21 protein-coding genes are annotated in these 22,813 nt (G+C 54.6%); 10 read left to right on the top strand and 11 right to left on the bottom strand.

The genetic code is table 11. The features are described 5' to 3' along the window. Nucleotides 1–5: 5 nt before the first annotated feature. From fsa to ACSC94_RS01220, 5 genes are all read left to right on the top strand, one after another. Nucleotides 6–662, top strand: a complete 657-nt coding sequence (gene fsa, locus ACSC94_RS01240) for a fructose-6-phosphate aldolase (protein WP_435641257.1) — start codon at nucleotides 6–8, stop codon at nucleotides 660–662. A 120-nt stretch (nucleotides 663–782) separates the two neighbouring features. Further along, the gene (locus ACSC94_RS01235) at nucleotides 783–1,118 is read left to right on the top strand and encodes a hypothetical protein (RefSeq protein ID WP_435641256.1); all 336 of its coding nucleotides are present in this window, start codon (nucleotides 783–785) and stop codon (nucleotides 1,116–1,118) included. Nucleotides 1,119–1,264: 146 nt separating this feature from the next. Continuing rightward, on the top strand, nucleotides 1,265–1,579 hold the full coding sequence (locus ACSC94_RS01230) for a hypothetical protein (RefSeq protein ID WP_435641255.1): 315 nt from the start codon (nucleotides 1,265–1,267) through the stop codon (nucleotides 1,577–1,579). A gap of 120 nt (nucleotides 1,580–1,699) precedes the next feature. Beyond that, a complete protein-coding gene (locus ACSC94_RS01225; protein ID WP_435641254.1) occupies nucleotides 1,700–2,401 on the top strand; it encodes a DUF484 family protein in 702 nt (233 codons plus the stop codon). Further along, on the top strand, nucleotides 2,380–3,351 hold the full coding sequence (locus ACSC94_RS01220) for a tyrosine recombinase XerC (protein ID WP_435641253.1): 972 nt from the start codon (nucleotides 2,380–2,382) through the stop codon (nucleotides 3,349–3,351). The genes ACSC94_RS01225 and ACSC94_RS01220 overlap by 22 nt, the downstream gene beginning before the upstream one ends. A 50-nt stretch (nucleotides 3,352–3,401) precedes the next feature. Here ACSC94_RS01220 and lpdA read toward each other — a convergent pair whose 3' ends face one another. Then, nucleotides 3,402–4,799 (bottom strand): dihydrolipoyl dehydrogenase, encoded by a 1,398-nt coding sequence (gene lpdA, locus ACSC94_RS01215; protein WP_435641252.1) that lies wholly within the window; start codon nucleotides 4,797–4,799, stop codon nucleotides 3,402–3,404. Between the two features lie 196 nt (nucleotides 4,800–4,995). On the opposite strand from lpdA, the gene ACSC94_RS01210 reads away from it, so the two are divergent. Continuing rightward, nucleotides 4,996–6,081: a CYTH domain-containing protein gene (locus tag ACSC94_RS01210; RefSeq protein ID WP_435641251.1), complete on the top strand. Its 1,086-nt coding sequence runs from the start codon at nucleotides 4,996–4,998 to the stop codon at nucleotides 6,079–6,081. 64 nt (nucleotides 6,082–6,145) lie between these two features. Here ACSC94_RS01210 and ACSC94_RS01205 read toward each other — a convergent pair whose 3' ends face one another. Together ACSC94_RS01205 and ACSC94_RS01200 are read right to left on the bottom strand one after the other, a co-directional pair. Continuing rightward, complete coding sequence (locus ACSC94_RS01205; RefSeq protein WP_435641250.1) at nucleotides 6,146–6,769, bottom strand: ribonuclease D; 624 nt, start codon at nucleotides 6,767–6,769, stop codon at nucleotides 6,146–6,148. Further along, nucleotides 6,762–7,997 carry a hypothetical protein gene (locus ACSC94_RS01200; RefSeq protein WP_435641249.1) on the bottom strand — a complete coding sequence of 412 codons (1,236 nt, stop codon included), beginning with the start codon at nucleotides 7,995–7,997 and terminating at the stop codon, nucleotides 6,762–6,764. The genes ACSC94_RS01205 and ACSC94_RS01200 overlap by 8 nt, the downstream gene beginning before the upstream one ends. Nucleotides 7,998–8,191: 194 nt before the next feature. On the opposite strand from ACSC94_RS01200, the gene ACSC94_RS01195 reads away from it, so the two are divergent. After that, nucleotides 8,192–9,193, top strand: coding sequence for a deaminase (locus tag ACSC94_RS01195; RefSeq protein ID WP_435641248.1), 1,002 nt, complete (start codon nucleotides 8,192–8,194; stop codon nucleotides 9,191–9,193). A gap of 261 nt (nucleotides 9,194–9,454) precedes the next feature. Here ACSC94_RS01195 and odhB read toward each other — a convergent pair whose 3' ends face one another. Beyond that, a complete protein-coding gene (odhB, locus tag ACSC94_RS01190; protein WP_435641247.1) occupies nucleotides 9,455–10,657 on the bottom strand; it encodes a 2-oxoglutarate dehydrogenase complex dihydrolipoyllysine-residue succinyltransferase in 1,203 nt (400 codons plus the stop codon). Between the two features lie 190 nt (nucleotides 10,658–10,847). Between odhB and sugE the strand changes: the two genes are divergently transcribed. Beyond that, complete coding sequence (gene sugE, locus ACSC94_RS01185; RefSeq protein ID WP_435641246.1) at nucleotides 10,848–11,168, top strand: quaternary ammonium compound efflux SMR transporter SugE; 321 nt, start codon at nucleotides 10,848–10,850, stop codon at nucleotides 11,166–11,168. Here sugE and ACSC94_RS01180 read toward each other — a convergent pair. From ACSC94_RS01180 to sucC, 7 genes are all read right to left on the bottom strand, one after another. After that, the gene (locus ACSC94_RS01180) at nucleotides 11,155–12,174 is read right to left on the bottom strand and encodes a hypothetical protein (protein WP_435641245.1); all 1,020 of its coding nucleotides are present in this window, start codon (nucleotides 12,172–12,174) and stop codon (nucleotides 11,155–11,157) included. The genes sugE and ACSC94_RS01180 overlap by 14 nt on opposite strands. A 58-nt stretch (nucleotides 12,175–12,232) precedes the next feature. Next, nucleotides 12,233–15,115, bottom strand: coding sequence for a 2-oxoglutarate dehydrogenase E1 component (locus ACSC94_RS01175; protein ID WP_435642134.1), 2,883 nt, complete (start codon nucleotides 15,113–15,115; stop codon nucleotides 12,233–12,235). A 209-nt stretch (nucleotides 15,116–15,324) separates the two neighbouring features. Next, nucleotides 15,325–15,948 carry a hypothetical protein gene (locus ACSC94_RS01170; protein ID WP_435641244.1) on the bottom strand — a complete coding sequence of 208 codons (624 nt, stop codon included), beginning with the start codon at nucleotides 15,946–15,948 and terminating at the stop codon, nucleotides 15,325–15,327. A gap of 22 nt (nucleotides 15,949–15,970) precedes the next feature. Next, entirely contained in the window at nucleotides 15,971–16,552 is a 582-nt protein-coding gene (locus ACSC94_RS01165) for a hypothetical protein (protein ID WP_435641243.1), read from the bottom strand. A 138-nt stretch (nucleotides 16,553–16,690) separates the two neighbouring features. Further along, the gene (sucD, locus tag ACSC94_RS01160; protein WP_435641242.1) at nucleotides 16,691–17,572 is read right to left on the bottom strand and encodes a succinate--CoA ligase subunit alpha; all 882 of its coding nucleotides are present in this window, start codon (nucleotides 17,570–17,572) and stop codon (nucleotides 16,691–16,693) included. 40 nt (nucleotides 17,573–17,612) lie between these two features. Then, entirely contained in the window at nucleotides 17,613–18,056 is a 444-nt protein-coding gene (locus ACSC94_RS01155) for a DUF2059 domain-containing protein (protein ID WP_435641241.1), read from the bottom strand. A gap of 31 nt (nucleotides 18,057–18,087) precedes the next feature. Continuing rightward, on the bottom strand, nucleotides 18,088–19,290 hold the full coding sequence (sucC, locus tag ACSC94_RS01150) for an ADP-forming succinate--CoA ligase subunit beta (protein WP_435641240.1): 1,203 nt from the start codon (nucleotides 19,288–19,290) through the stop codon (nucleotides 18,088–18,090). A gap of 219 nt (nucleotides 19,291–19,509) precedes the next feature. Between sucC and ACSC94_RS01145 the strand changes: the two genes are divergently transcribed. After that, a complete protein-coding gene (locus ACSC94_RS01145; RefSeq protein WP_435641239.1) occupies nucleotides 19,510–21,669 on the top strand; it encodes a hypothetical protein in 2,160 nt (719 codons plus the stop codon). Nucleotides 21,670–21,788: 119 nt separating this feature from the next. Next, a complete protein-coding gene (locus ACSC94_RS01140; RefSeq protein ID WP_435641238.1) occupies nucleotides 21,789–22,802 on the top strand; it encodes a hypothetical protein in 1,014 nt (337 codons plus the stop codon). Nucleotides 22,803–22,813: the final 11 nt, after the last annotated feature.

Below are 22,813 nucleotides of genomic sequence, written 5' to 3'. Positions count from 1 at the left end.
GCATTATGAAATTCTTTGTCGATACTGCCGATATCAACGAAATCCGCGATTTGGCCTCGACCGGCCTGCTGGATGGCGTGACCACCAACCCGACATTGATCGCCAAATCGGGCAAGCAATTCATTCCGCTGATCGAAGAGATCTGCGGCGTCGTCGACGGCCCGGTCAGCGCCGAAGTGGCCGCGACCGATTACGACACGATGCGCAAGGAAGCCGACAAGCTGTCCAAGATTGCCAAGAACATCGCCGTGAAGGTTCCGCTGACCCCCGCCGGTTTGAAAGTGTGCAAAGAATTGTCGGACAAGGGCGTCATGACGAACGTCACGCTCTGCTTCTCTGCGGCGCAGGCGTTGCTGGCGGCCAAGGCTGGCGCAACGTTTATTTCTCCGTTCGTTGGACGATTGGATGATATTGCGCATGATGGCATGCAATTGATTGCCGACATCGTTTCCATCTATGACAACTATCCGCAATTTGAAACGGAAGTGCTGGTCGCATCCGTGCGTCATCCGATGCACATTGTCGAAGCCGCAAAAATCGGCGCGCATGTTGCCACCTGCCCGGCGGATGTGATCAAGAAACTTTATAACCACCCGCTGACCGACAAGGGGTTGGCCGCGTTCGTGGATGACTGGAAAAAGACGGGTCAGAGCATTCTCTAACCCCCGCCAGACAAAAGATAACCCATTGATAAAGGCCGCATTTTCATGCGGCCTTTGACATTTTCGCTCCACCTGCCGTAAAACCGTTCATCCATTTATTTCAAAGGATTAGAGGGACACATGCAGCTCAAGAAAATATGGGACCGCTTTGTAGCGACATTGGACAAAGGGCTGGACAGCTGGGCCAGCGGCTTTACGCACCATGCTGGTGGCATTCAATGGCCGGACGTTGATGTTGTTCAGGCCATGCAAAAACAAGGCTGGACGTTTGAGTGCTTCGCAATGCCTGGCCTCCCAACCATTGGCGGCGGATCGGTCCACAAATACGTACTCACCCCGGAAGGCCGAAACTTGGCCGGACCGGACGCTGTAGAATCAGACCGCGCTCGCTATTACGAAACAATTGCTGCAACGCGGCGCGAATTGGCAAAAAACAAGCCAACACCGAACGTATAAGATAAAAAGAAAAGATTATGGATTTAAAGCCACCGGAAACGGTGGCTTTATTTTTGGCCTCTGGTCAGACTCTCAATTTATTCATACAATTACGGCGTTCGATCGAAACGGACTCAACCAAACACCTGAGAACAGGGGAGATCAAATTGGGACTCGGTAATTTTTTTAAGAAACTGGCATCCGTATTTAACACGAAACAGGATTATGCCGTGTCATGGCCGGAAAAAGCCGTGCGCGAAGAGATGGAAAAAGACGGATGGACGTTTACAGCCGACCCTATTCACGTCCCTGATATTGGTATCACCGATGCGTTCAAACACGTCATCACGCCGGACGGTACAATGATCGACAACACACCCGCGAGCCTGCCGTTGAAAAACGCTTATATTGCGGCCATTCGCGTCACGCGCGACAAGCTGGGCCTGAACAAAGACAATGATATGGATGGCCCAAGCTGGTAAAACACCGCGCATTACGATTGAAACAATTCTGAAAAACAGGCACACTGAAAAAATCACAGTGTGCCTGTTTCCTTTTCTGTCCTTCCTATCCGAAAGCCGCCCCCAACAATGTCGAACGCCATGACCGAAAAATCCGTGCCTCCTTCATTTGACGCCGACGACATTATTGCGTGGTTGCGCAAGAACCCCGATTTTCTGGATAAAAACCCGGATGCGTGCGACCTGCTGTTCCCGCCGACACGCAAGGATAACGACCGCAAGGTTACGGACTTCCAATCCTTTATGATCAAGCGCCTGCGCGAAGATAAGGACGAAGTGATCGAGGCCACGCGCGAGATCGTTGAAAACAGCCGCGCCAACATGAATAATCAGGCTCGCATCCACAATGCCGTCCTGATGCTGCTGGAAGCCACCAGCTTTGACGATTTCGTCCGCACCATCACGATGGATTGCGCAACGCTTCTGGATGTCGACATTGTGTCGTTGATTGTTGAAATCGATTCCGATGTTATTCCGCATATCGACCTGACCGGTGTGCGTGTTGTGCCCAGCGGCACGATCCATTTGCTGACCAAGGGGCAACACGCCGTTTTGGAATCCAACATTTCCGGTCTGGATGAAATTTATGGCGGCGGCGCTGGTCTGGTTAAATCGCAGATGCTGATGCGGCTGGATATTTCCCGCCACGCGCCCCCGGCCATTGTCGCCTTTGGCAGCCGCGATCCCAACCATTTCCAACCCGGTCAGGGCACGGACCAGATCGGGTTTTTGGGCGGCGTGATTGAACGCTGTTTCCGCACATGGCTGAGCCTCCCACTTTAACCCACCTGCAACGCGAACAATGCGCCCCGGATCTGGCCGATGCGTTGGGGCGTTGGGTGGATTGGTTGCGGGCAAAAAACCTGTCCAAACACACGGTGCGGGCGTATTGCGGTGATGTGGGCGGGTTTGTCACATTTTTGTGCGGTCATCTGGGTCGCCCACCGTCGCTGAACGATCTCTCCGATGCCACCATCCGCGAATTCCGCGCCTGGATGTCCCGCCGCGCCATTGATGGTGCGTCCGCCGCCACGCGGGCACGCGGATTATCCGGCGTTAAAAATCTGATCAGTTGGCTGGACCGCAGCGGCATCATGCATAACGGTGCGATTAAAACAGTGCGCACACCCAAACTGCCCCACAAACTGCCCCGCCCGCTGAGTCAGCGTCAGGCGCAAAGCGTTTTGGATAATGCCGAAGCCTTATCCGCCGCGACCAATGATGGATGGGTCGGGTCGCGCAACCGCGCTTTGTTTACGCTGCTGTATGGATGCGGCCTTCGTATTGATGAGGCCTTGTCGCTCAACATCAACGGCCTGCCCCGCGATGGCTTTATCCGCGTGCGTGGTAAAGGAAACAAGGAACGACAGGTTCCTGTTCTGGCCATCGTTGAACGGATGATCACGCAATACCGCACCGATTGCCCATTCGCGGAAACCAGTGACCGCCCGTTATTCATCGGGGAACGCGGCAAACGCTTGCATCAGGGTGTTGCCCAGAAAGCCATGCGCGATATCCGCCTGGCCCTCGGCCTGCCCGAAACGGCAACGCCGCACGCCCTGCGACACTCCTTCGCCACGCATTTGCTGGAAAACGGGGCCAATTTGCGGGAAATTCAGGAATTGCTGGGTCACGCGTCCCTGTCCACCACGCAGCGTTATACCGAAGTGAATGCCGAAGAACTGATCCGCATTCATTCCGCGGCGCATCCGCGGAACCGCACGCCGGAATAAAAAACGGGGCACCGAAGCGCCCCGTTTTATCAATCTCGTTTCATTCACGCTTACATATGCAGCGGGCGGCCATCCACCGCCAGCGCCGCTTCCTTCACCGCCTCTTCCAAGGTCGGGTGGGCGTGGCAGGTGCGGGCGATGTCCTCGGCGGATGCACCGAACTCCATGGCGATCACAGCTTCAGCAATCAACGTGCCCGCTTCCGGGCCGATGATGTGGACGCCCAAAACGCGGTCGGATTTGGCATCGGCAATAATTTTGACGAAGCCGTCGGTCGCGTTCATTGCACGGGCACGGCCGTTGGCGCTGAACGGGAATTTGCCGACTTTGTATTGCGCATTGGCGGCTTTCACCTGATCTTCGGTTTGGCCAACGCTGGCCACTTCCGGCCATGTATAGACAACACTGGGGACCAGATTGTAATCAATGTGTCCCGTTTGTCCGGCGATCATTTCGGCCAGAATAACGCCTTCGTCTTCAGCCTTGTGCGCCAGCATCGGACCGGCGATCACATCACCAATGGCGAAGATACCTTTCACGTTGGACTGGAAATGCGCATCGGTTTTGACACGGCCGCGCTCATCACGCTCAACACCGACAGCATCCAGACCCAGACCATCGGTATAGGCCTTGCGCCCAACAGCGACCAGAACGATATCGGCTTCGATCGTTTCCGCTGCACCGCCCTTGGCCGGTTCAACGCTCAACGTCACGCCTTTGCCGTTGTCTTTGACGGACGTGACTTTGGATTCCAGTTTGAATTCCATGCCTTGTTTGCCGAAGATTTTCTTCGCTTCCTTCGACAAATCCGCATCCATGGTTGGCAGGATACGGTCCAGATATTCAACCACGGTGACTTTCGCACCCAGACGGCCCCAGACGGCGCCCAGCTCCAGACCAATCACACCACCGCCAATGACGACCAGATGTTTCGGCACAGATTCCAGTGCGATGGCCCCGGTGGAGGACACGATGCGTTTTTCATCAATCGTGATTCCCGGCAATGACGCCACATCGGACCCCGTCGCGATAACAATGTTTTTCGCGTTGTATGTTTTCCCGGAAACCTCGACCACGCCAGCGGCGGCTACTTTGCCTTCGCCCTTCAGCCAGTCGATCTTGTTTTTCTTGAACAGGAATTCCACACCCTTGGTGTTGGATTCAACCACCGCGTCCTTGTGCTTCATCATGGTCGGCAGGTCCAGTTCCGGCTTGCCCACTTTCACCCCAAAGGCGGCCAGAGCGTGTTCGGCTTCGTGGAATTTCTCGGACGCATGCAACAGGGCCTTGGACGGGATACAGCCCACATTCAGGCAGGTGCCCCCCAGCGTGTCCCGCTTCTCAACACAGGCCGTTTTCAGGCCCAGTTGGGCGCACCGGATGGCGCAAACATAGCCGCCGGGGCCGGAGCCGATAACAATGACATCATAAGAGGGTGCGTCGGTCATGATCCTTTTATCCACATGTAATTAAAAGAAGTTTTCGGGGTGGTCCGCCCCCTTTTTACGCGCAAAACAAGGGGATGGCGAGGGGGTTTGGGCACAATCAGAAAAATTTACATTAGGTTCCCATAATATTTTATTGACTCCAACCCCACCCACCCCTTATAACACGACAACTGTGAGGCCTTTCTCTTTAGGAGCAATGATGAAAAACCATCATTTAGACCTTACCGACGGGGTGGATACTTCCCCGAACGTAAAGCAAACGTTCAATGATCTGGCACGCAAAGTGTGTGAGGTCGAAATCAAGTTCCTGGTCCCGCCGCCCGCTGAAAAGGGCTCGGGAATCGATCGCTCCGCCTTCGATCAAATCGATCAATATTTCCGCGACAAAAACTGGATCAAGCTGGAACGTCCCGGCAAGAGCCTCCTGACCCGTCAGCTCGACACCGTAGACCGTCGCATGTACGACAAGGGTGTCACCCTCCGGGTCCGTGGCGAGTGCGAAAACCGCGACCTGAAAACAGTTTCCGAAGCCGACATTTGCGTCAAACTCGGCAAGACCAAAGATGAGAGCGGCGCCGTCCGCCGTGGCGAATTTGAAGCCCGCATCGCCGATTTTGAACATTCCGACCTGAAGCCACTCCGCTCCAAATACCCCAAAGAACATTTCCCCGAAATTCACGCCGCCCTGAAGGGCATCAGCGTTCGTGATCTGCGCGAATATTTCCGCATCGATTGCATCCGCACCCGTTACGTCGTGGAAATCCCGGAAGAAGTGACGGGCCTGAAGGGTCGCCGCTTCGTTGGTGAATTGCTGCTGGATGATGTGGCCTTCGTTCTGGACATTCCGGGCCGCAAGGGTCCGCCGCTGGTCTTCCACCATGATCTGGAGATCGAGTGCGAAACCCTGTTCAAGGCCTGCGACTACGACAACAACCCGGACGCGAAGAATTACGTTTCATCCCCGCTGAACAAGGACGAAACCAACATCGCCATGGCCGCCGTGAAAAAAGCCATTCTGGAAGCCACCAACAACCGCGTTGTCATCAACAATGACAGCAAGGCCGAGCGTGGGTTCAAGGCACTGGATCGTGAATTGCCAAATCTGGAAAGCGTCGTGCAAACCCGCACCGGGCAGAAAAAAGGCTCGAAAATCCAGAGCGCCTTCCGCCTGAACGCCAGCAATGACAACGAAGGCCCGACCAAGATCCATGATCTGCTCAGCGGTGATTACGGTTACCTGTTCCGCCAGAACCGCCCGATTGCGATGACGTTGGATATGTAAGCCATCAGGACAAAAAATTAAAACCCCGCAAGCGATTGCGGGGTTTTTTATTGGCTGGCATGCCTTAGAACGGGAAGCTTAAAATATCATCGCCCCACCATCCGGCGACATCCATCTGCACCCGGGCGGGCAAGGTCTGCATGGCGGCGCGCATCAAGGGCATCCGCCCCTCGCGCTCCAGCAAGGCATCCAACACGTCCTTTAATCGGTGCAGAAAGATCACATCATTGATGACATAGCGGATTTGATCCGGAGTCAGCGTGTCCGCGCCCCAATAGCTGGACGTTTCGCTTTTATCAATCTTCTCACCCAGCAGATTGCTGACCAGATCCTTGAAATCATGGGACGCGCCAAAGGTCTGGCCCAAACGGGACGCCGTGCGCGTGCAATAGACATTGGTGATGGCCACGCCCAGATATTTCAAAATCCACCCCAGATCGAGACGGATCATATGCCCCAGAAACAACCGGTCCGGATCGGACAGGACCGCGCACAAATTGGGGGCGTTATACACCGCGTCGGGGAATTGAATGATATGGACATGGTTGCTGCGCAGATCATAGATCTGCACCACGCACAGGCGGTCGCGATTGAGGTTGAGCCCCATCATCTCGCAATCAATGGACACGACATCGCCAAAGGCAACGCCGTCCGCCAAATCACCACGATGGATCGTATAATCAGCCATATTTGAAGAACCCGGCACGAAAATCAGATTTCGGTCGGTTCATATTAGCAGTTTCGCGACGGCGGGCCAGGTCTTCGACATAAATCCGTTCCAGATAATCGAATTTCAACCCGCCCTGATCGGCCAGAATGATATCGGCCAAACCGGCAATTTTATGCGTGTTGCAATCACGGATCGCGGAAAACAGGGTTTTCAGGATTGGGCGGCCCGCCTTTTCATCAGCATTCAGGACACTGTCCTCGCCATAAGAAAACGACACGCCCATCTGTTCGCACTGATACTTCTTCAGCGTCAGCCACAGAACGCTTTCCAGCCCGCAACGGCGGACGAAGTCATACGCCTCTGCATCCTTCATACGGGCCAGATATTGACCCGCCATGATTTTTGCGCCCTGCCGGTCACTCGTGCTTTTTTCTTCGGCTGTGACGTATTTCGAAACGTCCTGTGCGAACAAAACAGAATCGTCGAAATTCTCATTCGCGCGCGCATCCAGATTGCGCTGGACCATATTGGCAAAAATCTGATAATTGCCGAAATCACCGACGCTGGCTTCATTAAACGCTTTGGCCAAGTGTGATCCCGCCGTCGGCAAGGCCTGGCACAGGGACGCCAGATGGCGGTCCAATGGTGAATCCCATATCGTGATAGAACGCAGATAGCTGTTGGACAAGCCATGCAGCGTTTCCAATGCCACCATCTTCTGCCCCACGTTTGAATGCGGCTTGTTCAATGCATCCACCAGTGTATTCAACTGGGTGCGGGTTTCATTGATTTGCGTCGGCCCCAGTGGTGATGGGCCCGCGTTCAGCAACCGTGTCGCCTCCCCGCGCAAGATAGGCAAAACCCCATTCCGGTCTTGAATGGGGTATGCGTCTTTCAACATGTCGAACAGGAACGGAAAGCGTCGGATTTCACGTGTGTGTTGGGCGTGGAACGCCAGATAGTCGAAATCCATGATCTTCATATCAATGCTGACCCGTTCATCCTGACCCGGCACATCGATCCAGCCGGAAGCGAACAAAGCCGCAGGGTATTTTTCGGGAAGCTCGGGATACAGCAGGATGAAATCGTAATCGGAGTTCTTTTTCGGGGCCGCCGCCGTGTCGGCCGCAGAAGGGTTGTTCAGCACCCGCGCTTGCGAGCCGCAGAGAAGGATCAGGTCAGCATCTTTAAAGCGCTCAAGGATATAGGGTTTAACATGATCTTCGAGCACCTGATCAACGGGCATTCACATCTCCGTATTACGCTGGATTAAACCTAGGCCCTTCATAAGGAATCAGGGCCAAAAGAGTCAAGAAAATTAGGGAAATTGGCCGAAAAATCGAAAAATTAGCATTTTTGCCGGACTTTCTGTATTCTTCTATCCCGTCTGATGGCCCACCTGATGGAACGGACCAGACAGTTAGTAGACTGATACAGAACATGATTTTTAAGCGTCCGAAGGCCCAGCCCAACCAACCCAGCCCATTTGCCATGATGCAGATGGCGGTTGAGGTTGTGAATTCCAGCCCGCACCCGACCAACAAGATCGCCGCCGCCGTGTCGGGCATCGACCACAATGGCGACCCATTCGCAACCGCCGCCACCAATTTCTGGCCAGAGCCCATTCAAGCGGGATTGGACGAAGGCACACGCATCGGCAACAGCAGCGGCACCATTCACGCGGAAACGGCGTGCCTGCTGCGCGCACCGCGGACCGAAGGCGGCAGCATTTACATCACCGACCCCATCTGCCCCAACTGCGCCAAAAACATTGCCGAGGCCGGAATCAAAAAAATCTTCATCGACCACAAGGGGTTTGAAAAAGATTTTGCCGAACGCCGGGGCGATGAGTTTCAGGCCATGTCGCTGGAGATTTGCAAAAAGGCCGGGATCAGCGTGTATGAAGTGCGCCGCAAGGACGCAATCCTGACGCCGATTTTAGAAATGCCGGATGATTTCACCCCTGAAAACGATAACCCCATCCGCGTTACAAAATTCCGCCGCAAGGCCGATACCGGATTCTTCACCGAAGTCATCGCCGCCGAACGCCCGCATTATATCAATGAACGCTTTGCCGTTGCTGTGGCCGAAGACCCGACCGGGAAAGGTGTTTATGTGCTGAGCGCGCGCGACCATATTACGATTGGTTACGCCCATGGCGATCACCCGCATGCGGCACCGGGCGGAAAATACAATTTCATTCTGGAGCCCATCAATCGTTTGTTGATGAACGCATCGCGCCTCGGCCTGCGCATTATGCCCGGGTATGTGTACAGCGCGATTGTCCCCAGTCCGCGTGAATTTGTGAACATGATTGGCGGCGGACAGACGCAATTGCTGATCGGCGACATCACCCACGCCCGGGATCAGAACGGGTTGGATGCGCTGAAACTTCTGACCGATAACGACATCGTGACCGCCGTGGAATGGAAAGAGATTTAAAACAACATACTCACACGAATGAGAGCATGAAATCTCACCACGAAGACGCGAAGATCACAAAGAAAGGCACGAAGTTTTTTAAGGCGCGCAGGGGCGCGCTTTTTTCTTTCTTCGTGAAATCTTCGCGTCCTTCGTGTCTTCGTGGTGAGATTTTTTACAAATGGATGACTATCCCGGCTCGCGCCCAGATGACGTGGATATTTCGCGCATCTTCATAGTCCAAATAAAAAACCCGCCATCCGGCGGGTTTTTTATTGATCCTTAGATATCCAGCAACAGGCGCTGCGGGTCTTCCAGTGCGTCCTTGATCCGGACCAGGAAGGTCACAGCTTCGCGGCCATCAATGATGCGGTGATCATAGGACAGCGCCAGATACATCATCGGGCGGGCTTTGATCGAACCATCGGGCATCACCATCGGGCGTTGCTGGATTTTGTGCATACCCAGAATACCGGATTGCGGCGGGTTCAAAATCGGCGTGGACATCAGGGAGCCGAACACACCACCATTGGTGATGGTGAACGTACCGCCCGTCATTTCTTCCAGCGTGATTTTTCCATCGCGCGCGCGCAGACCCAAGGCACCGATTTCAGATTCAATCGTCGCCATGGATTTTTCTTCGCAATCGCGCACAACCGGAACCACCAGACCCTGCGGTGTGGATACAGCCACACCGATGTCGTAGTAGTTTTTATAGATGATTTCATCGCCGGAAATTTCCGCGTTCACGGCCGGCAATTCTTTCAGCGCGTTCACGGCGGCTTTTACGAAGAAGGACATAAAGCCCAGCTTCACGCCGTGCTTCTTCTCAAACTGGTCCTTATACAAATTGCGCAGTTCCATCACTGCCGTCATATCCACCTCGTTAAAGGTGGTCAGCATGGCGGCATTGTTTTGCGCTTCTTTCAAACGCTGCGCGATACGCTGGCGCAAGCGGGTCATTTTCACACGCTCTTCACGCGGGCCAATGGCGCGCGGTGCGGCCTGAACCGCGGAGGTCACGGCGTTCGGTGCGCGCGCGGTTTCGATATGATTGATCACATCGCCCTTGGTGATACGGCCATCTTTGCCCGTGCCTTCGACGCTGGCCGGATTGATATTGTTGTCAGCGGTGATTTTCTGAACCGCCGGGGACAGTTTTTGCTCTTCCGCTTTCGCAGGTGCAGCAGGCGTTGCCGCCGGTGCCGGTGCGGAAGCCGCAGCAGCAGGCGCAGCCGGTTTTGCACCAGCATCATTGGCGATTTCACCCAGAATGGCACCAACACCAACGGTCTCGCCCGACTTCACGCCGATGCTGACCAACACGCCCGCGGACGGTGCGTTGACTTCCAATGTCACCTTGTCGGTTTCCAGTTCCACGATCGGCTCGTCGGCGGCGACGACATCGCCTTCCTTCTTCAGCCATTGGGCCACGGTGGCCTCGGTCACGGATTCACCCAGCGTCGGGACTTTGATTTGAGCCATTTTAAAAAACGCCTTTATAAGAAGATGTTGGACGGGCTTAATTTGGCCCGAAGCGGGCCCAGCGTCAACTGTGAACACAGGGGTTTAGCGGGGTTTTTACCGATCAATTTTCGATAACGACGAAACAATAGGGCTAGCCCCACGCCCCCGCCGGACTATACTGATTTCGACCTTATGGATGGAGCGTCACATGGCATGGGTTTTACTGATTTTGGCCGGATTATTTGAAATTGGCTGGGCCATCGGTCTGAAATACACCAACGGCTTTACCGCCCCCATGCCCACGGCCCTGACCGTGATTGCCATGATCATCAGCGTCGTCCTGCTGGGGCTGGCTGTACGCGATTTGCCGATCGGCACCGCTTACGCCGTGTGGACGGGAATCGGCACCGTGGGCACCGTCATTCTGGGCATGGTCCTGTTCGGCGATCCGGCAACGATTATCCGCCTGACCTGCATCACCATGATTGTCGCGGGAATTTTAGGATTAAAATTTCTTAGCCCGGCGTAAGAACGGACGGGTCCGGTTTTTTGCGGATATCGCGAATATTCACCCGCGCAACCTGGCTTTCATCGGCAACGCTGATATTCAGGGCGTGCAATAAACCGTTGCGTGTTTGATAGGTATGCAAACGCGCAAAGCCAAGCACAAGATAAACGCCCTGCTCTTTCGTCATATCCTGTAACGCACGCGCCGTTTCAACGGCCAGCTTGCCATGCGCGGGTGGGTCCAGATACAGGCGCGGCGCGATAAATTCCGCACCCGCTTCACTGCGACGCCAGAAAAATTTGCGTGAATCAATAACACCGCTATCGCCGCGCTGATGCCATTGCGCCCCTTGATCGGCGATAATTTCCATCAACACGGGCAGGCGTGCGCCTTTGTTCATGCGCTGTAACCGTTCGACCAGACCGTGATACCGCACATGGGGTTTCCCATCGGGCGCGTGACGGATAAAAAATTGATGCCACGGCAACACATATTTCCCCTGTACCACGACGGAATCGCGAATACGGGCCGGATCACCATTCTTCAGCAAGCGCGTCACCAGATCGGACGCCGTTTGCACAGCCAAGGATTCCCGACCAGCCAAACGCGGATCATGCGTGACCAATTTGCGCCCTTCGGCACGCTGGTAATGATGGGCGCGTTCATTAAACAAATTGGACAGCGCACTCAGGTTCAAGTGAATGCGAAAACCGCGTGTGCGGTCCACATCGCTGTCATGATCGTCATGCGGTTCAACGATATAAACACAGGCCGGATCATGCGCGTGGCCGGGGTTGGTTTTGAAATGCGGGCGTTGCCCCTGCATCGTGCCGCCGCACATCACGGCACTGCCCCGGTTGAAATGCAATTTCACATCACAGGACGGGCAATGCAATTTCCCCTTATGACGGTCAGGGTCATAGGCGACCGCCTCCGCCCGCGCCAGTGACGTGGGCAGAACGACATCTTCAACCGTGCCATCATCCAAAACCGCGCGGGCCTTGGGAATTTTCAGGAAATCGAGCAAAAACCCCTCCGTTTTCACGAGAGGGGTTTTTACGCCAAAAGGACAGATTCTGTCAAATTTAGCCTTTGAGGGCCTCATCCATAAACTTGGCCAGTTCCGCATTGTGGCGCTTCATCAGGCCCGTGGCCGGGGCGGCGGCCTCCGGACGGCCGGCGTAGCGCGGACGGGTGGATTTGTGTTTGATGGATTTCAGGACATCCTCGATCCGGCGATCAACGAAGTGCCAGCCGCCTTGGTTATACGGCTCTTCCTGGCACCAAATCACTTCGGCGTTCGGATATTTGGACAATTCTTCGCCCAGAGCCTTGGCCGGGAACGGATAGAATTGTTCCAGACGCAGAATGATCACATCTTTCTGGCCGCGCTTTTCACGCTCTTCGAACAGGTCATAGTACACCTTGCCCGAGCAGAGGATCACGCGCTTGATGTCCTTCGGCTTGTTCATCTGCTCCATCGCATCGTCCCACAGAATGCGGTGGAACGTGGACTGGCCCGTCATCATCGATGCCGGTGATACCGCCAGTTTGTGACGCAGCAGCGATTTCGGCGTCATGATAATCAGCGGTTTGCGGAAATCACGCACCATCTGACGGCGCAGGATGTGGAAATAGTTGGCCGGGGTGGTGCAGTTTGCCACTTGCCAGTTATCTTCCGCACAGTTTTGCAGGAAACGTTCCATACGCGCGGAGGAGTGTTCCGGTCCCTGCCCCTCGAACCCGTGCGGCAACAGCATGACCAGACCGGACATACGCAGCCATTTGGTTTCGGCGGAGGAAATAAACTGGTCGATGACCACTTGCGCGCCGTTCACGAAGTCACCGAACTGCGCTTCCCACAGAACCAGTGTTTTCGGATCGGCGAGCGTATAGCCGTATTCAAAGCCCAGAACAGCCGCTTCGGACAGCGGGCTGTCATGCACCTCGAACGTGCCTTGGTTGCCGCCAATATGTTGCAGGAAGGTGTATTTGCTTTCGTCTTCCTGATCCGTCACGACGGCATGGCGTTGAGAGAACGTCCCGCGCTGGCAATCCTGACCGGACAGGCGGACATTGTAGCCCTCCGCCGCCAGAGAACCATAGGCCAACGCTTCCGCCGTGGCCCAGTCGAACCCTTGGCCGGTTTTGAACATTTCGGCTTTGGTTTCCAACTGACGGGCGATTTTGGCGTTGAGGTTGAAATTGGCCGGCACGGTCGTCAGTGCCTTGCCCAGTTTCTGCAACAGCGCATCGTCAATGGCGGTGACACCACGGCGTTCATCGCCGCTGGCCACTTTCAAACCGCTCCACGCGCCCTCGAGGAAGTCGGCCTTGTTCGGTTTGTATGACTTCGTCGCTTCGAAGGCCTGTTCCAGATAAGTGTTGAATTCGTCGGCCATGGCCTTCGATTCAGCCTCGCTCAGCGTGCCATCCGCCACCAGCTTGTTCGAATACATATCGCGGACCGACATGTGTGTTTTGATTTTCTTGTACATCAACGGCTGGGTAAAGGCTGGCTCGTCCCCTTCGTTGTGGCCGAAGCGGCGGTAGCAGACCAGATCGATCACCACGTCCTTCTTGAACTCCTGACGGAATTCGATGGCGATGCGGGCGGCGTGCACAACGGCCTCCGGGTCGTCCCCATTGACGTGGAAGATCGGCGCGGCCAGCATTTTCGCAACGTCGGTCGGGTACGGGCCCGAACGGCTATATTGCGGCATGGTGGTGAAACCAATCTGGTTGTTGATCACGATGTGAACAGTACCGCCGACGCGGTAACCGCCCAGTTCGGACATCATCAGCGTTTCAGCAACCAAGCCCTGACCCGCGAACGCGGCATCGCCGTGCAGCAGGATCGGCAGAACTTGTGAGCGGTCTTTATCGCCACGCTGTTGTTGTTTTGCACGCACCTTGCCCACAACAACCGGGTCGACCACTTCCAAGTGGGACGGGTTGGCGGTCAGGGACAAGTGCAATGTTTTGCCATCAAACTCACGGTCGGTGGATGTGCCGAGGTGATATTTCACGTCGCCCGACCCTTGGACATCGTCCGGGTTCGCCGAATTGCCCTGAAATTCCGAGAACACGGCCGTGAACGGCTTGCCCAGTACGTTTGTCAGCACGTTCAGGCGGCCACGGTGAGCCATGCCGAATACAACTTCCTTCACGCCCAATTGCGAGCCGCGTTTCAAAACCTGTTCAATTGCCGGAACGGTGGATTCGCCACCATCAAGGCCGAAACGTTTCGTGCCCACATATTTAACATGCAGGAATTTTTCAAATGATTCCGCCGCCGTCAGACGTTGCAGAATGGCGCGTTTTCCTTCCGCCGTAAAATCGGTTTGATTGCGCGGCTCTTCGATGCGCTGCTGAATCCATGATTTTTCCGCCGGATCGCTCAGATGCATAAATTCAACACCCACGGCCCCGCAATAGGTTTGGCGCACGGCTGTTACAATTTCGCGCAACGTCGCCGTTTCAAACCCCAGAACGCCATCAATAAAAATCGGGCGGTCATAATCGGAATCGGAGAACCCGTAATGGGCCGGGTCCAGTTCCGGGTGGTAGGTTTTTTCTTTTAATTCCAGCGGATCCAGATTGGACAACAAGTGACCGCGCGCGCGATACGCCCGCACCATCATCAAAGCGCGTATAGAATCCAGCGTCGCACGGCGCACATCATCGCTCAGCTCTGCCGACGGAACAGGCGCGGATGCGCGAGCGGCAGACGATGCGACCGTCATGCCCACAACGTTCCCGGTATTGGACCCAAAGGAGCGGCGGCTGCGTTTATTTTCATCGGGTGTCCAGCTTGCACCGGCCAGATCCTGCAACACGGAGAGTTCGTTATCGTTCAGCTCTTGAAAAAATGATTTCCAGCTCGGGTCGGTTTTCTCCGGGCTTTGCATGTAACGGGCGTACAAATGCGCGATATATTCCGCGTTCACCCCGGTCAAAACACTCATCTTTGAATCGGGCATTTTCGCTGTTTCAGAGGTCACGATTTTTCACTCTCGTTTCGTTGTCATCATTGTTGGCGTGTGCCCTCTACAGCCCCGGCACAATCAAGGGCATTATTCCGTTTCGGACTATAGCACTGCCCATGGTTAAAAAAAGGGCGCGGCGCGGGAATCCGTACGAAAACCGGGGCGTGAAAATAGATTATGAAAATAAATCAGGCGTGCGGAATCGTTTCGCCCGTGTGCAGGGTGGTTTTTTCCACCTGCGCCACCAGATCGGCCCGCAGGGCCTCCGCCAGCGCATTGAGGGCGATGTCTTCCTCATAGCTGATATTCAGCAATTCGGACGATGAATAATGTTCCCCACGCACAATGCCCAGCAAACCATCCACCATGATGCCAAGACGGCGGTAAAAACGCGCGGTCCAGCTTTCGTTGCGGTCATATTCGCGATAGGCCTTGGCCACATCCAGACCAATCTGCAACAAAATGCCCTTGAGCGCATCAATGTCACGCTGCTGAATTTTTCCGGGGGGGACCAGATGCGACAACATCAAAATGGCATTGCGGCATTCACCCGGCACGGAATCCAGATGATCGCCCCAACTGCGCCAATCGGTACGGCGCGCGAATGTTTCAACCATGATTTCATGCACGAAGGCGGATTCATACATGCCCTTGGCCTGCGCCTCGATCAAATCATGCAGAACTTTTAATTCTTCGGCATCGGCCTTTTTTTCGCCCTGAGCATCACTGCTACTGACGAACAAGCCCGCCCGGTACGGCAGCGCGACCAGAAGATCGAGGTCATGTCCGCTAAAATGTTCCAGATAAGCCATGGCGATATAATTCCCTTTTGGGTTAAGCGGCGTTGGGTTCGCGTGCTTTAAACAAACGCCCATCCAGATCCAGCGCCTCGGCCAGACGATCCAGCGCGACCTGTTCCGCTTCGGAAATATTCAGAATTTCATCCAGAGAGCGCGGCGGACGACCCGTCATCATCGAACGCACTTTTTCCGACACCAGACGCGTATAAACATTCACACGACCGGACAGGCTTTCATCACCATTTTCACGATAGGCCAGCGCAACATCGGTCGCAATTTCCATCAGATTTTGTTTGAAGGATAAAAATTCCTTGCGGTCCAGATGCTCGGACAAAAGCGCAACGGCCTTGCGGCATTCTTCAGGAACCAGATCAATGTCGCGGTTCCATGTGCCCCACGCATTTTTGTGCGCAACGGTTTGTTCCATCAAGACCTGAACAAATTCGGATTTCAAGAAATCTTCGGCAAAGCCGGTGACGATTTCGTGCAGGGCCTGCATCTCGGCCTCATTTGCATCGCCACCGCCGGTGGAATCGCATTGGCTGATCCACAGCCCCGTGCGATAGGGCAGCGCAATCAACAAGGCTTGCTGGTCTTCAGAAAATTGGTCGAGCATTGGTGGCCATCCCCCATCCGGTATAACCTTTCGATTCTACCATAAAACGCGGGGAATAAAACTGGATACGCACGCGCGAAACAAAGCGGCGGGCCCGCAAAGACCCGCCGCTTTTTAATAAAATATCGGCAATGCCGCTTATGCGGCCTTTTTCATAGCTTCCTGAACGGCCTGACCCAGGCTGGCCGGGCTGTCGGCGACCACGAAACCGGCCGCCTTCATGGCGGAGATTTTCGCTTCGGCCGTATCGGCACCACCGGAAATAATCGCCCCGGCATGGCCCATACGCTTGCCCTTCGGCGCGGTCACACCGGCAATGAAACCAGCGATCGGCTTTTTATTGGTCAAGGATTTGTAATATTCCGTTGCGTCCACTTCGGCACTGCCACCGATTTCGCCGATCATGATGATGGCTTCGGTTTCCGGATCGTCATGGAACATTTTCAGGCAATCGATGAAGTTGGTGCCGTTGACCGGATCACCACCAATACCGATGCAGGTGGATTGGCCCAGACCCGCCGCCGTGGTTTGTGCCACAGCTTCGTATGTCAGGGTCCCGGAACGCGAAACCACACCGATTTTGCCACGCTTGTGAATGTGACCCGGCATAATGCCGATTTTGCATTCATCCGGCGTAATAATGCCCGGGCAGTTCGGCCCGATCAGGCGGGTGTTCGACCCATCCAGCGCACGGCGCACGCGCACCATGTCCAGAACCGGAATGCCTTCGGTGATGCAGATGGCCAGATCAATCCCGGCATCAATCGCTTCCAGAATGGCATCCGCCGCGAACGGAGGCGGCACGTAGATTACGGATGCGTTGCATCCCGTTTCGGCCTTGGCCTGCGCCACCGTGTCAAACACGGGCAGGTTCAAATGTTTCGTGCCACCTTTGCCCGGCGTCACACCGCCCACCATTTTCGTGCCGTAGGCAATGGCCTGTTCCGAGTGGAACGTGCCCTGTGCCCCGGTGAAACCCTGGCAGATGACTTTGGTATTTTTATCAACAAGAACGGCCATAAGCCTACACTCCAAAAAATTGTTTACTGGTTCGTTTCGATTACTGCGCCGGAGAAGCTGCGGCTGCCGGGGCTTTCTTCTGCATCTCGGCAATCACGGCATCCATCACGGCTTTCTGAATCGACGGCATGATTTCATTCATATAGGCCGGCATTTTCTTCATGATCGATTTGCCGTTGGCCGATGTGTAGAAATCAGCCAGCGCATTGATCTCGCCCGCTGTGAAATGTTTGGCCATGGCGTCAATCATCACCGCGTCCAGATTGGCGGCCTTCACCGACTCACCAATGGCGGCGATATCGGCTTCGGTCAGATTGATTTGCGGGTTGGTTTTGAATTGTTCCAACATTTCATCAACCATCTTCTGGGACGGCACGGCTTCAACATAACGTTTGGCCGCTGCGGTTGTTTCCGCGGTTTGGGCCATTGCCGGTGTGGTGGCCAGCAGAATCGCCAGAACGGATAAAGACAGGATCTTTTTCATTTTCATCATTCCTTTTTCGAAAAATGGCGAATTACGCGGCCAGAGCTTTTTTGGTGGCATCCACGACCTTCTGGGCCGCATCAGCCAGATTGTCAGCGGACAAAATCGGCAAACCGCTTTCGCGCAGGATTTTCTTACCCTGCTCGACATTGGTGCCTTCCAGACGAACGACCAGCGGAACCGACAGCGACACTTCCTTCGCCGCGGCGATGATGCCATTGGCGATGATGTCGCATTTCATGATGCCGCCGAAAATGTTGACCAGCACGCCCTTCACATTCTTGTCAGACAGAATGATCTTGAACGCCGCCGTCACGCGTTCGGTCGTTGCACCGCCGCCCACGTCCAGGAAGTTGGCGGGTTCGCCGCCATACAGCTTGATAATGTCCATGGTCGCCATGGCCAGACCGGCACCATTGACCATGCAGCCAATGTTCCCGTCCAGACGGACATAGGACAATTCCCAATCCTTGGCCAAACGCTCATTCTCGTCTTCTTCGGCTTCATCGCGCAGATCGGCAATGTCCGGGTGACGGAACAAGGCGTTATCGTCGAAGTTCAGTTTGGCGTCCAACGCCATCACTTCGTTTTTGTCGGTCACGATCATCGGGTTGATTTCAACGATCGAGCAATCCATGTCCACGAACGCTTTGTACAGGGACATGAAGAATTTTTGCGCGCTCTTCAACGCATCGCCGGACAGGCCAAGACCGAAGGCCAGCTTGCGGGCGTGGAAGCCCTGCATGCCCGTCACCGGATCAATCGCACAGCGAATGATTTTTTCCGGGTGCGTTTCGGCCACTTCTTCGATATCCATACCGCCTTCGGTGGAGACCATGAACGTCACGCGGGACGTTGCGCGGTCCAGAACGACCGAGCAGTAATATTCTTTTTGAATATCCACACCGTCGGTGACGTACAGGCGCTGAACCTTCTGACCATCCGGGCCGGTCTGCTTGGTCACCAGAGTCTGGTGCAGCATCGCCTCGGCGGCGTCTTTCACATCATCAACCGTTTTGCACAGACGAACGCCGCCCTTGCCTTCCGGATTGTTTTTGAATTTACCGGCGCCACGGCCGCCCGCATGGATTTGGGATTTCACAACATACAGGGGACCCGGCAGTTGTTTCGCCGCGGCCACAGCCTCGGCAACCGTCATGGCCGGAATGCCCTCGGGCACCAGAACGCCGTATTTTTTCAGCAGGGCTTTGCCTTGATACTCATGAATATTCATTTGGACCCCGTTTGGATCAGGTGGGTTATCAGAACGTAACCCCTGTGATTTAGCACTCGGGCCCTGTTTTGCAAAGCCGCAAACCCCGTTTCACACGCATGTCCCCGGCTATCTTCCTGATTAGATAGATAAAATTTTAATAAAACTTGATCTTTTAACATAATATTATTCGTTTTCGCGCATTATGGGGGCGTGTGAGTACACCCTGGGGGATATGAAGTGGCAGAATCAGGCCAAACACCGAACGAAACCAACGCTGTATATGATGTCGAACGCGGCACGTATCGCCGCATCTTCAATGAATCGACCGTCACGATCGGCATGAAGGGCGCCGAGGCTGATCGCGCGCTGTTCGATACCGCCCCGCTGCAATCCGCGCGCCGGGAGATGGAGCTGAATAATGATGCGGTTGAAACCGTTCAAGCGCTGAAAGAAGAAATCGCGCTTCAAGATACCGCCGTTGAAATGAAGACGGCCGAGATTGAAGAGATCGCCACCCAAACGGCAGATATAGAAGACATTCAGCCGCAAAACCGCGCGGATGCCTCCATCCAAACACCAGAGCAGAAAACTGCTGCGATCGAAGCCCTCAGCCCGATTTTTGAGGCTAAAGCGGGTGAGCCGAATGAACGGGCCCTGCGCGCCGAAAATGATGTCGACCGCATATATGATGAATCACAACACGGCCATGAAGCCCTGCGCCGCCTGAACGCCATGGAAACATTGGCCGAGCGTATGGGCACCGATGGTCCGGTGAACAACAGCCTGCGCGGTGGCCAAGAGCGCGCAGAGCAAAAAGAAAAAGAACGCACAAGCCAGGCCATTCGCTACGCACAATATATTCGGCAGCTGGAAGAAAACGTACGCCAAAACCAACTGGCTGTTGAAGAAGCGCAAAAACGTGTCGACGAAGCCAATAAACGCGTTGCCGAGGCCGAACAGCAAGTAGAGCGCGCAGAAGAAAATGTTGCGAAGGCAGAAGTTCGCGTTGAAACACTGACTGAAGAGCTTGTCGTTCTGGATCAAAAAATTGATCAGAACCAGCAAGAACAAGCCGCACTGAGAACACAAGAAGCGGAACAGGTTGCAAAAATTGAAGTTCTGGAAGAACAGCAAGCCGATACTGAACAAGAAATCAAACAAATTGATGCCAAGACCGCCGTACTGGAAACAAAAATAGCAGCCAACGATGATGCCATCGTCGCCAATCAACAGGCCGCCGAACAGCATGCTGCTGTCGCCGAACAAGCCGAAGCAGAAAAAGATGTCGTCGCGCAGGACAACACGGAAGTCGCCCGCCGCCTGAACGCCTTGGAAGCCAACGCGCCCACAAACCCGGAAACCGGTGAAAAACTGTTCGTCAACGCAAAAGGCGATGTCGTTAACCAGGATGGACAGAAGCAGGATATCAGCAAGGACCAGCTCGACAATCCGAATGCACTGACTTCGTTCGAAAAATACGAATCGATGCAGACCAAAAAAGAGGTTCTGGCCGAGAAGTTCAACGACAAGGATGCGCAAGCAAGCGAGGCAAAGGATGCCGCCGTTCAAGCGCAAGAAGCAGCCGAAGAAAAAACCGCTGAGAATGCGCATTTGGAGAACAAGCGCGCCGACCTGAAGGAAATGCGCGCTTATTACGACGAAGGTTTGCAAGGCCTTAAAAAAGAAATCAGAGGATTGGGCCGCGAGCTGAAAGTGACCCGCGAGGCACTAAAAGACAAGATTGACGAAGGAAAAGATCTTGTTGCAGAAAAAGAGAGAAAAGTTGAAGAGCTGGGCATTGCCAAAGGCGATTTAGCCAATGCAAAAGAAGAATTGCTGGAAGCCAAAGATAATTTGAGCGCTCGTCAGAAAGAACAACTGGAAGCGATACAGAGCCTTGAAGCGGCACAGAAAAAACTGGACGATTCAAAACAGGAGCTGAGAAACGCTCAAAAAGACAATCGCAGCGAAATGAAAGAGATGGGCGCGTACCGTTCATGGCTGAAAGATGATGATACGCGCGAGAAGATTTTAAAAGGTGAAATTACCCGCGAAGAAATTCTGGATAAAACACCAGAATCGCTACGCGCCTACGTAACCCAGGAAATGGACAAGGGGCGCGAAAAATTTGCGCAAAGAGACGCTGTTGGAATTGAAAAAGAACAGCAAGTGGCTTCCGTTTCCGTTGAACAAACCGCCACAAGCCGCATCGGCACATCCGCTGCGAAATCCGATATCAATACCGGAACGGACATGAGCAGCGCCTTCGCTTCAGCCGCCAGCCCGAACCAGCCGACCGCCGCCACACCGCAACAGCCGGGCGCGGATATGGACATGACCGAACAGACCCGCCGCGCGGCCATGAGCGGCCAGACCATGAGCATGGGGATGGCCTGATTATAAAGGCGGAAAAGTTTGACAAAACAGGGGCTTTTTCGATATTATGGGGGCAATCACAGACAGGAAGAGCCTGACAGAGGCCCCAATAAGTATAATAAAAACAAGGGTGTAGGACTATGGTGGTAGATACGACACAAAACACGACCCAGCCCGCCCCCGTTCAAAACGGGGTGGATCCGCGCAAACAGGCGGCACTACCGGGCGCTGTCGGCTATAACCAACTGGGCTTCCTGCAACAGGTTCTGGCCCAGCTCATGATGTACTTCATGTCTTTTCTGGACCCCGATAGCGGCAGCCAAGGCGGCCTGAACAAATTGTTCGCGGGCGTCATGGGCATGGACGACACCCAATATCGCGGATGGCGCAACGATGTGAAGGCGCATGACGGCGAATGGGAAAGCCGCACAGATTTCAGCAAAACAGATTTCAGCAAGGCGCGCGCCATTGCTTTGGACCCGCCGAAAAACCTGCTCGACCTGATTGCTACGGGTGAGCATAGCGAGAAGAACAACAAAACGGGTCAATCCTATGACACCGCGTTCGGCAACCGCCATGTGAACTTCACCGGCATGACGGTGAACCAGGTTCTAGCCTGGCAGAACAACGACCCGGGTAACTCTGCCGCTGGCCGTTATCAGATTATTGAGAAGACCCTGCGCGGCCTGAAAAATGAAATGGGCTTGAGCGGGAATGAAATGTTCGACCGCGACATGCAGGATAAAATGGCTGGTGTTCTGATGGAACGCCGTGGCCTGAGCAAATTCTTGAGCGGTGACATGAGCGAAGATCGGTTCATGCGCAATATGTCCATGGAATGGGCCTCCCTGCCGAAAGATATGGCCGGGAAAAGCTATTACCATGGCGATGGACTGAACAAAGCCCACGTTCCGCCACAGGCTGTTGTGGCCGTTCTCCGTGCCGAACGTGAACAACAGGTGGCCAATAATCTGTCCCGCGAAACGGGCAGCGCCGCCAGCAAATATGATCCTGACGGTGGCGTGAAGGTTTCCGCCCAACCGGCCAGCCTGGCTTTTGCCAAACCGGCACAGGGTATCGACGTGGCGCAGCAGGATCAACCCGATCCACAGCAACGCCCGGCCCCGGTTATTCCGGCACTGGCTCTGCAATAACGGCCACACAA

The sequence above is a fragment of the Micavibrio aeruginosavorus genome (assembly GCF_051245535.1).
Lineage (GTDB): Bacteria > Pseudomonadota > Alphaproteobacteria > Micavibrionales > Micavibrionaceae > Micavibrio > Micavibrio aeruginosavorus_D.
Note: the sequence above shows the minus strand (reverse complement) of the source record. Positions and strands in the feature narration are given on the sequence as shown.

Excerpts from the sequence above, each read along its gene's own strand:
- ACSC94_RS01140 (WP_435641238.1), top strand. The coding sequence starts at position 21,789 with ATGGTGGTAGATACGACACAAAACACGACCCAGCCCGCCCCCGTTCAA.
- ACSC94_RS01175 (WP_435642134.1), bottom strand. The coding sequence starts at position 15,115 with ATGAGTGTTTTGACCGGGGTGAACGCGGAATATATCGCGCATTTGTAC.
- ACSC94_RS01170 (WP_435641244.1), bottom strand. The coding sequence starts at position 15,948 with ATGGCTTATCTGGAACATTTTAGCGGACATGACCTCGATCTTCTGGTC.
- sucC (WP_435641240.1), bottom strand. The coding sequence starts at position 19,290 with ATGAATATTCATGAGTATCAAGGCAAAGCCCTGCTGAAAAAATACGGC.
- odhB (WP_435641247.1), bottom strand. The coding sequence starts at position 10,657 with ATGGCTCAAATCAAAGTCCCGACGCTGGGTGAATCCGTGACCGAGGCC.
- ACSC94_RS01210 (WP_435641251.1), top strand. The coding sequence starts at position 4,996 with ATGATGAAAAACCATCATTTAGACCTTACCGACGGGGTGGATACTTCC.
- ACSC94_RS01195 (WP_435641248.1), top strand. The coding sequence starts at position 8,192 with ATGATTTTTAAGCGTCCGAAGGCCCAGCCCAACCAACCCAGCCCATTT.
- ACSC94_RS01225 (WP_435641254.1), top strand. The coding sequence starts at position 1,700 with ATGACCGAAAAATCCGTGCCTCCTTCATTTGACGCCGACGACATTATT.
- ACSC94_RS01155 (WP_435641241.1), bottom strand. The coding sequence starts at position 18,056 with ATGAAAAAGATCCTGTCTTTATCCGTTCTGGCGATTCTGCTGGCCACC.
- ACSC94_RS01200 (WP_435641249.1), bottom strand. The coding sequence starts at position 7,997 with ATGCCCGTTGATCAGGTGCTCGAAGATCATGTTAAACCCTATATCCTT.
- sucD (WP_435641242.1), bottom strand. The coding sequence starts at position 17,572 with ATGGCCGTTCTTGTTGATAAAAATACCAAAGTCATCTGCCAGGGTTTC.
- fsa (WP_435641257.1), top strand. The coding sequence starts at position 6 with ATGAAATTCTTTGTCGATACTGCCGATATCAACGAAATCCGCGATTTG.
- ACSC94_RS01165 (WP_435641243.1), bottom strand. The coding sequence starts at position 16,552 with ATGCTCGACCAATTTTCTGAAGACCAGCAAGCCTTGTTGATTGCGCTG.
- sugE (WP_435641246.1), top strand. The coding sequence starts at position 10,848 with ATGGCATGGGTTTTACTGATTTTGGCCGGATTATTTGAAATTGGCTGG.
- ACSC94_RS01220 (WP_435641253.1), top strand. The coding sequence starts at position 2,380 with ATGGCTGAGCCTCCCACTTTAACCCACCTGCAACGCGAACAATGCGCC.
- ACSC94_RS01205 (WP_435641250.1), bottom strand. The coding sequence starts at position 6,769 with ATGGCTGATTATACGATCCATCGTGGTGATTTGGCGGACGGCGTTGCC.
- ACSC94_RS01235 (WP_435641256.1), top strand. The coding sequence starts at position 783 with ATGCAGCTCAAGAAAATATGGGACCGCTTTGTAGCGACATTGGACAAA.
- lpdA (WP_435641252.1), bottom strand. The coding sequence starts at position 4,799 with ATGACCGACGCACCCTCTTATGATGTCATTGTTATCGGCTCCGGCCCC.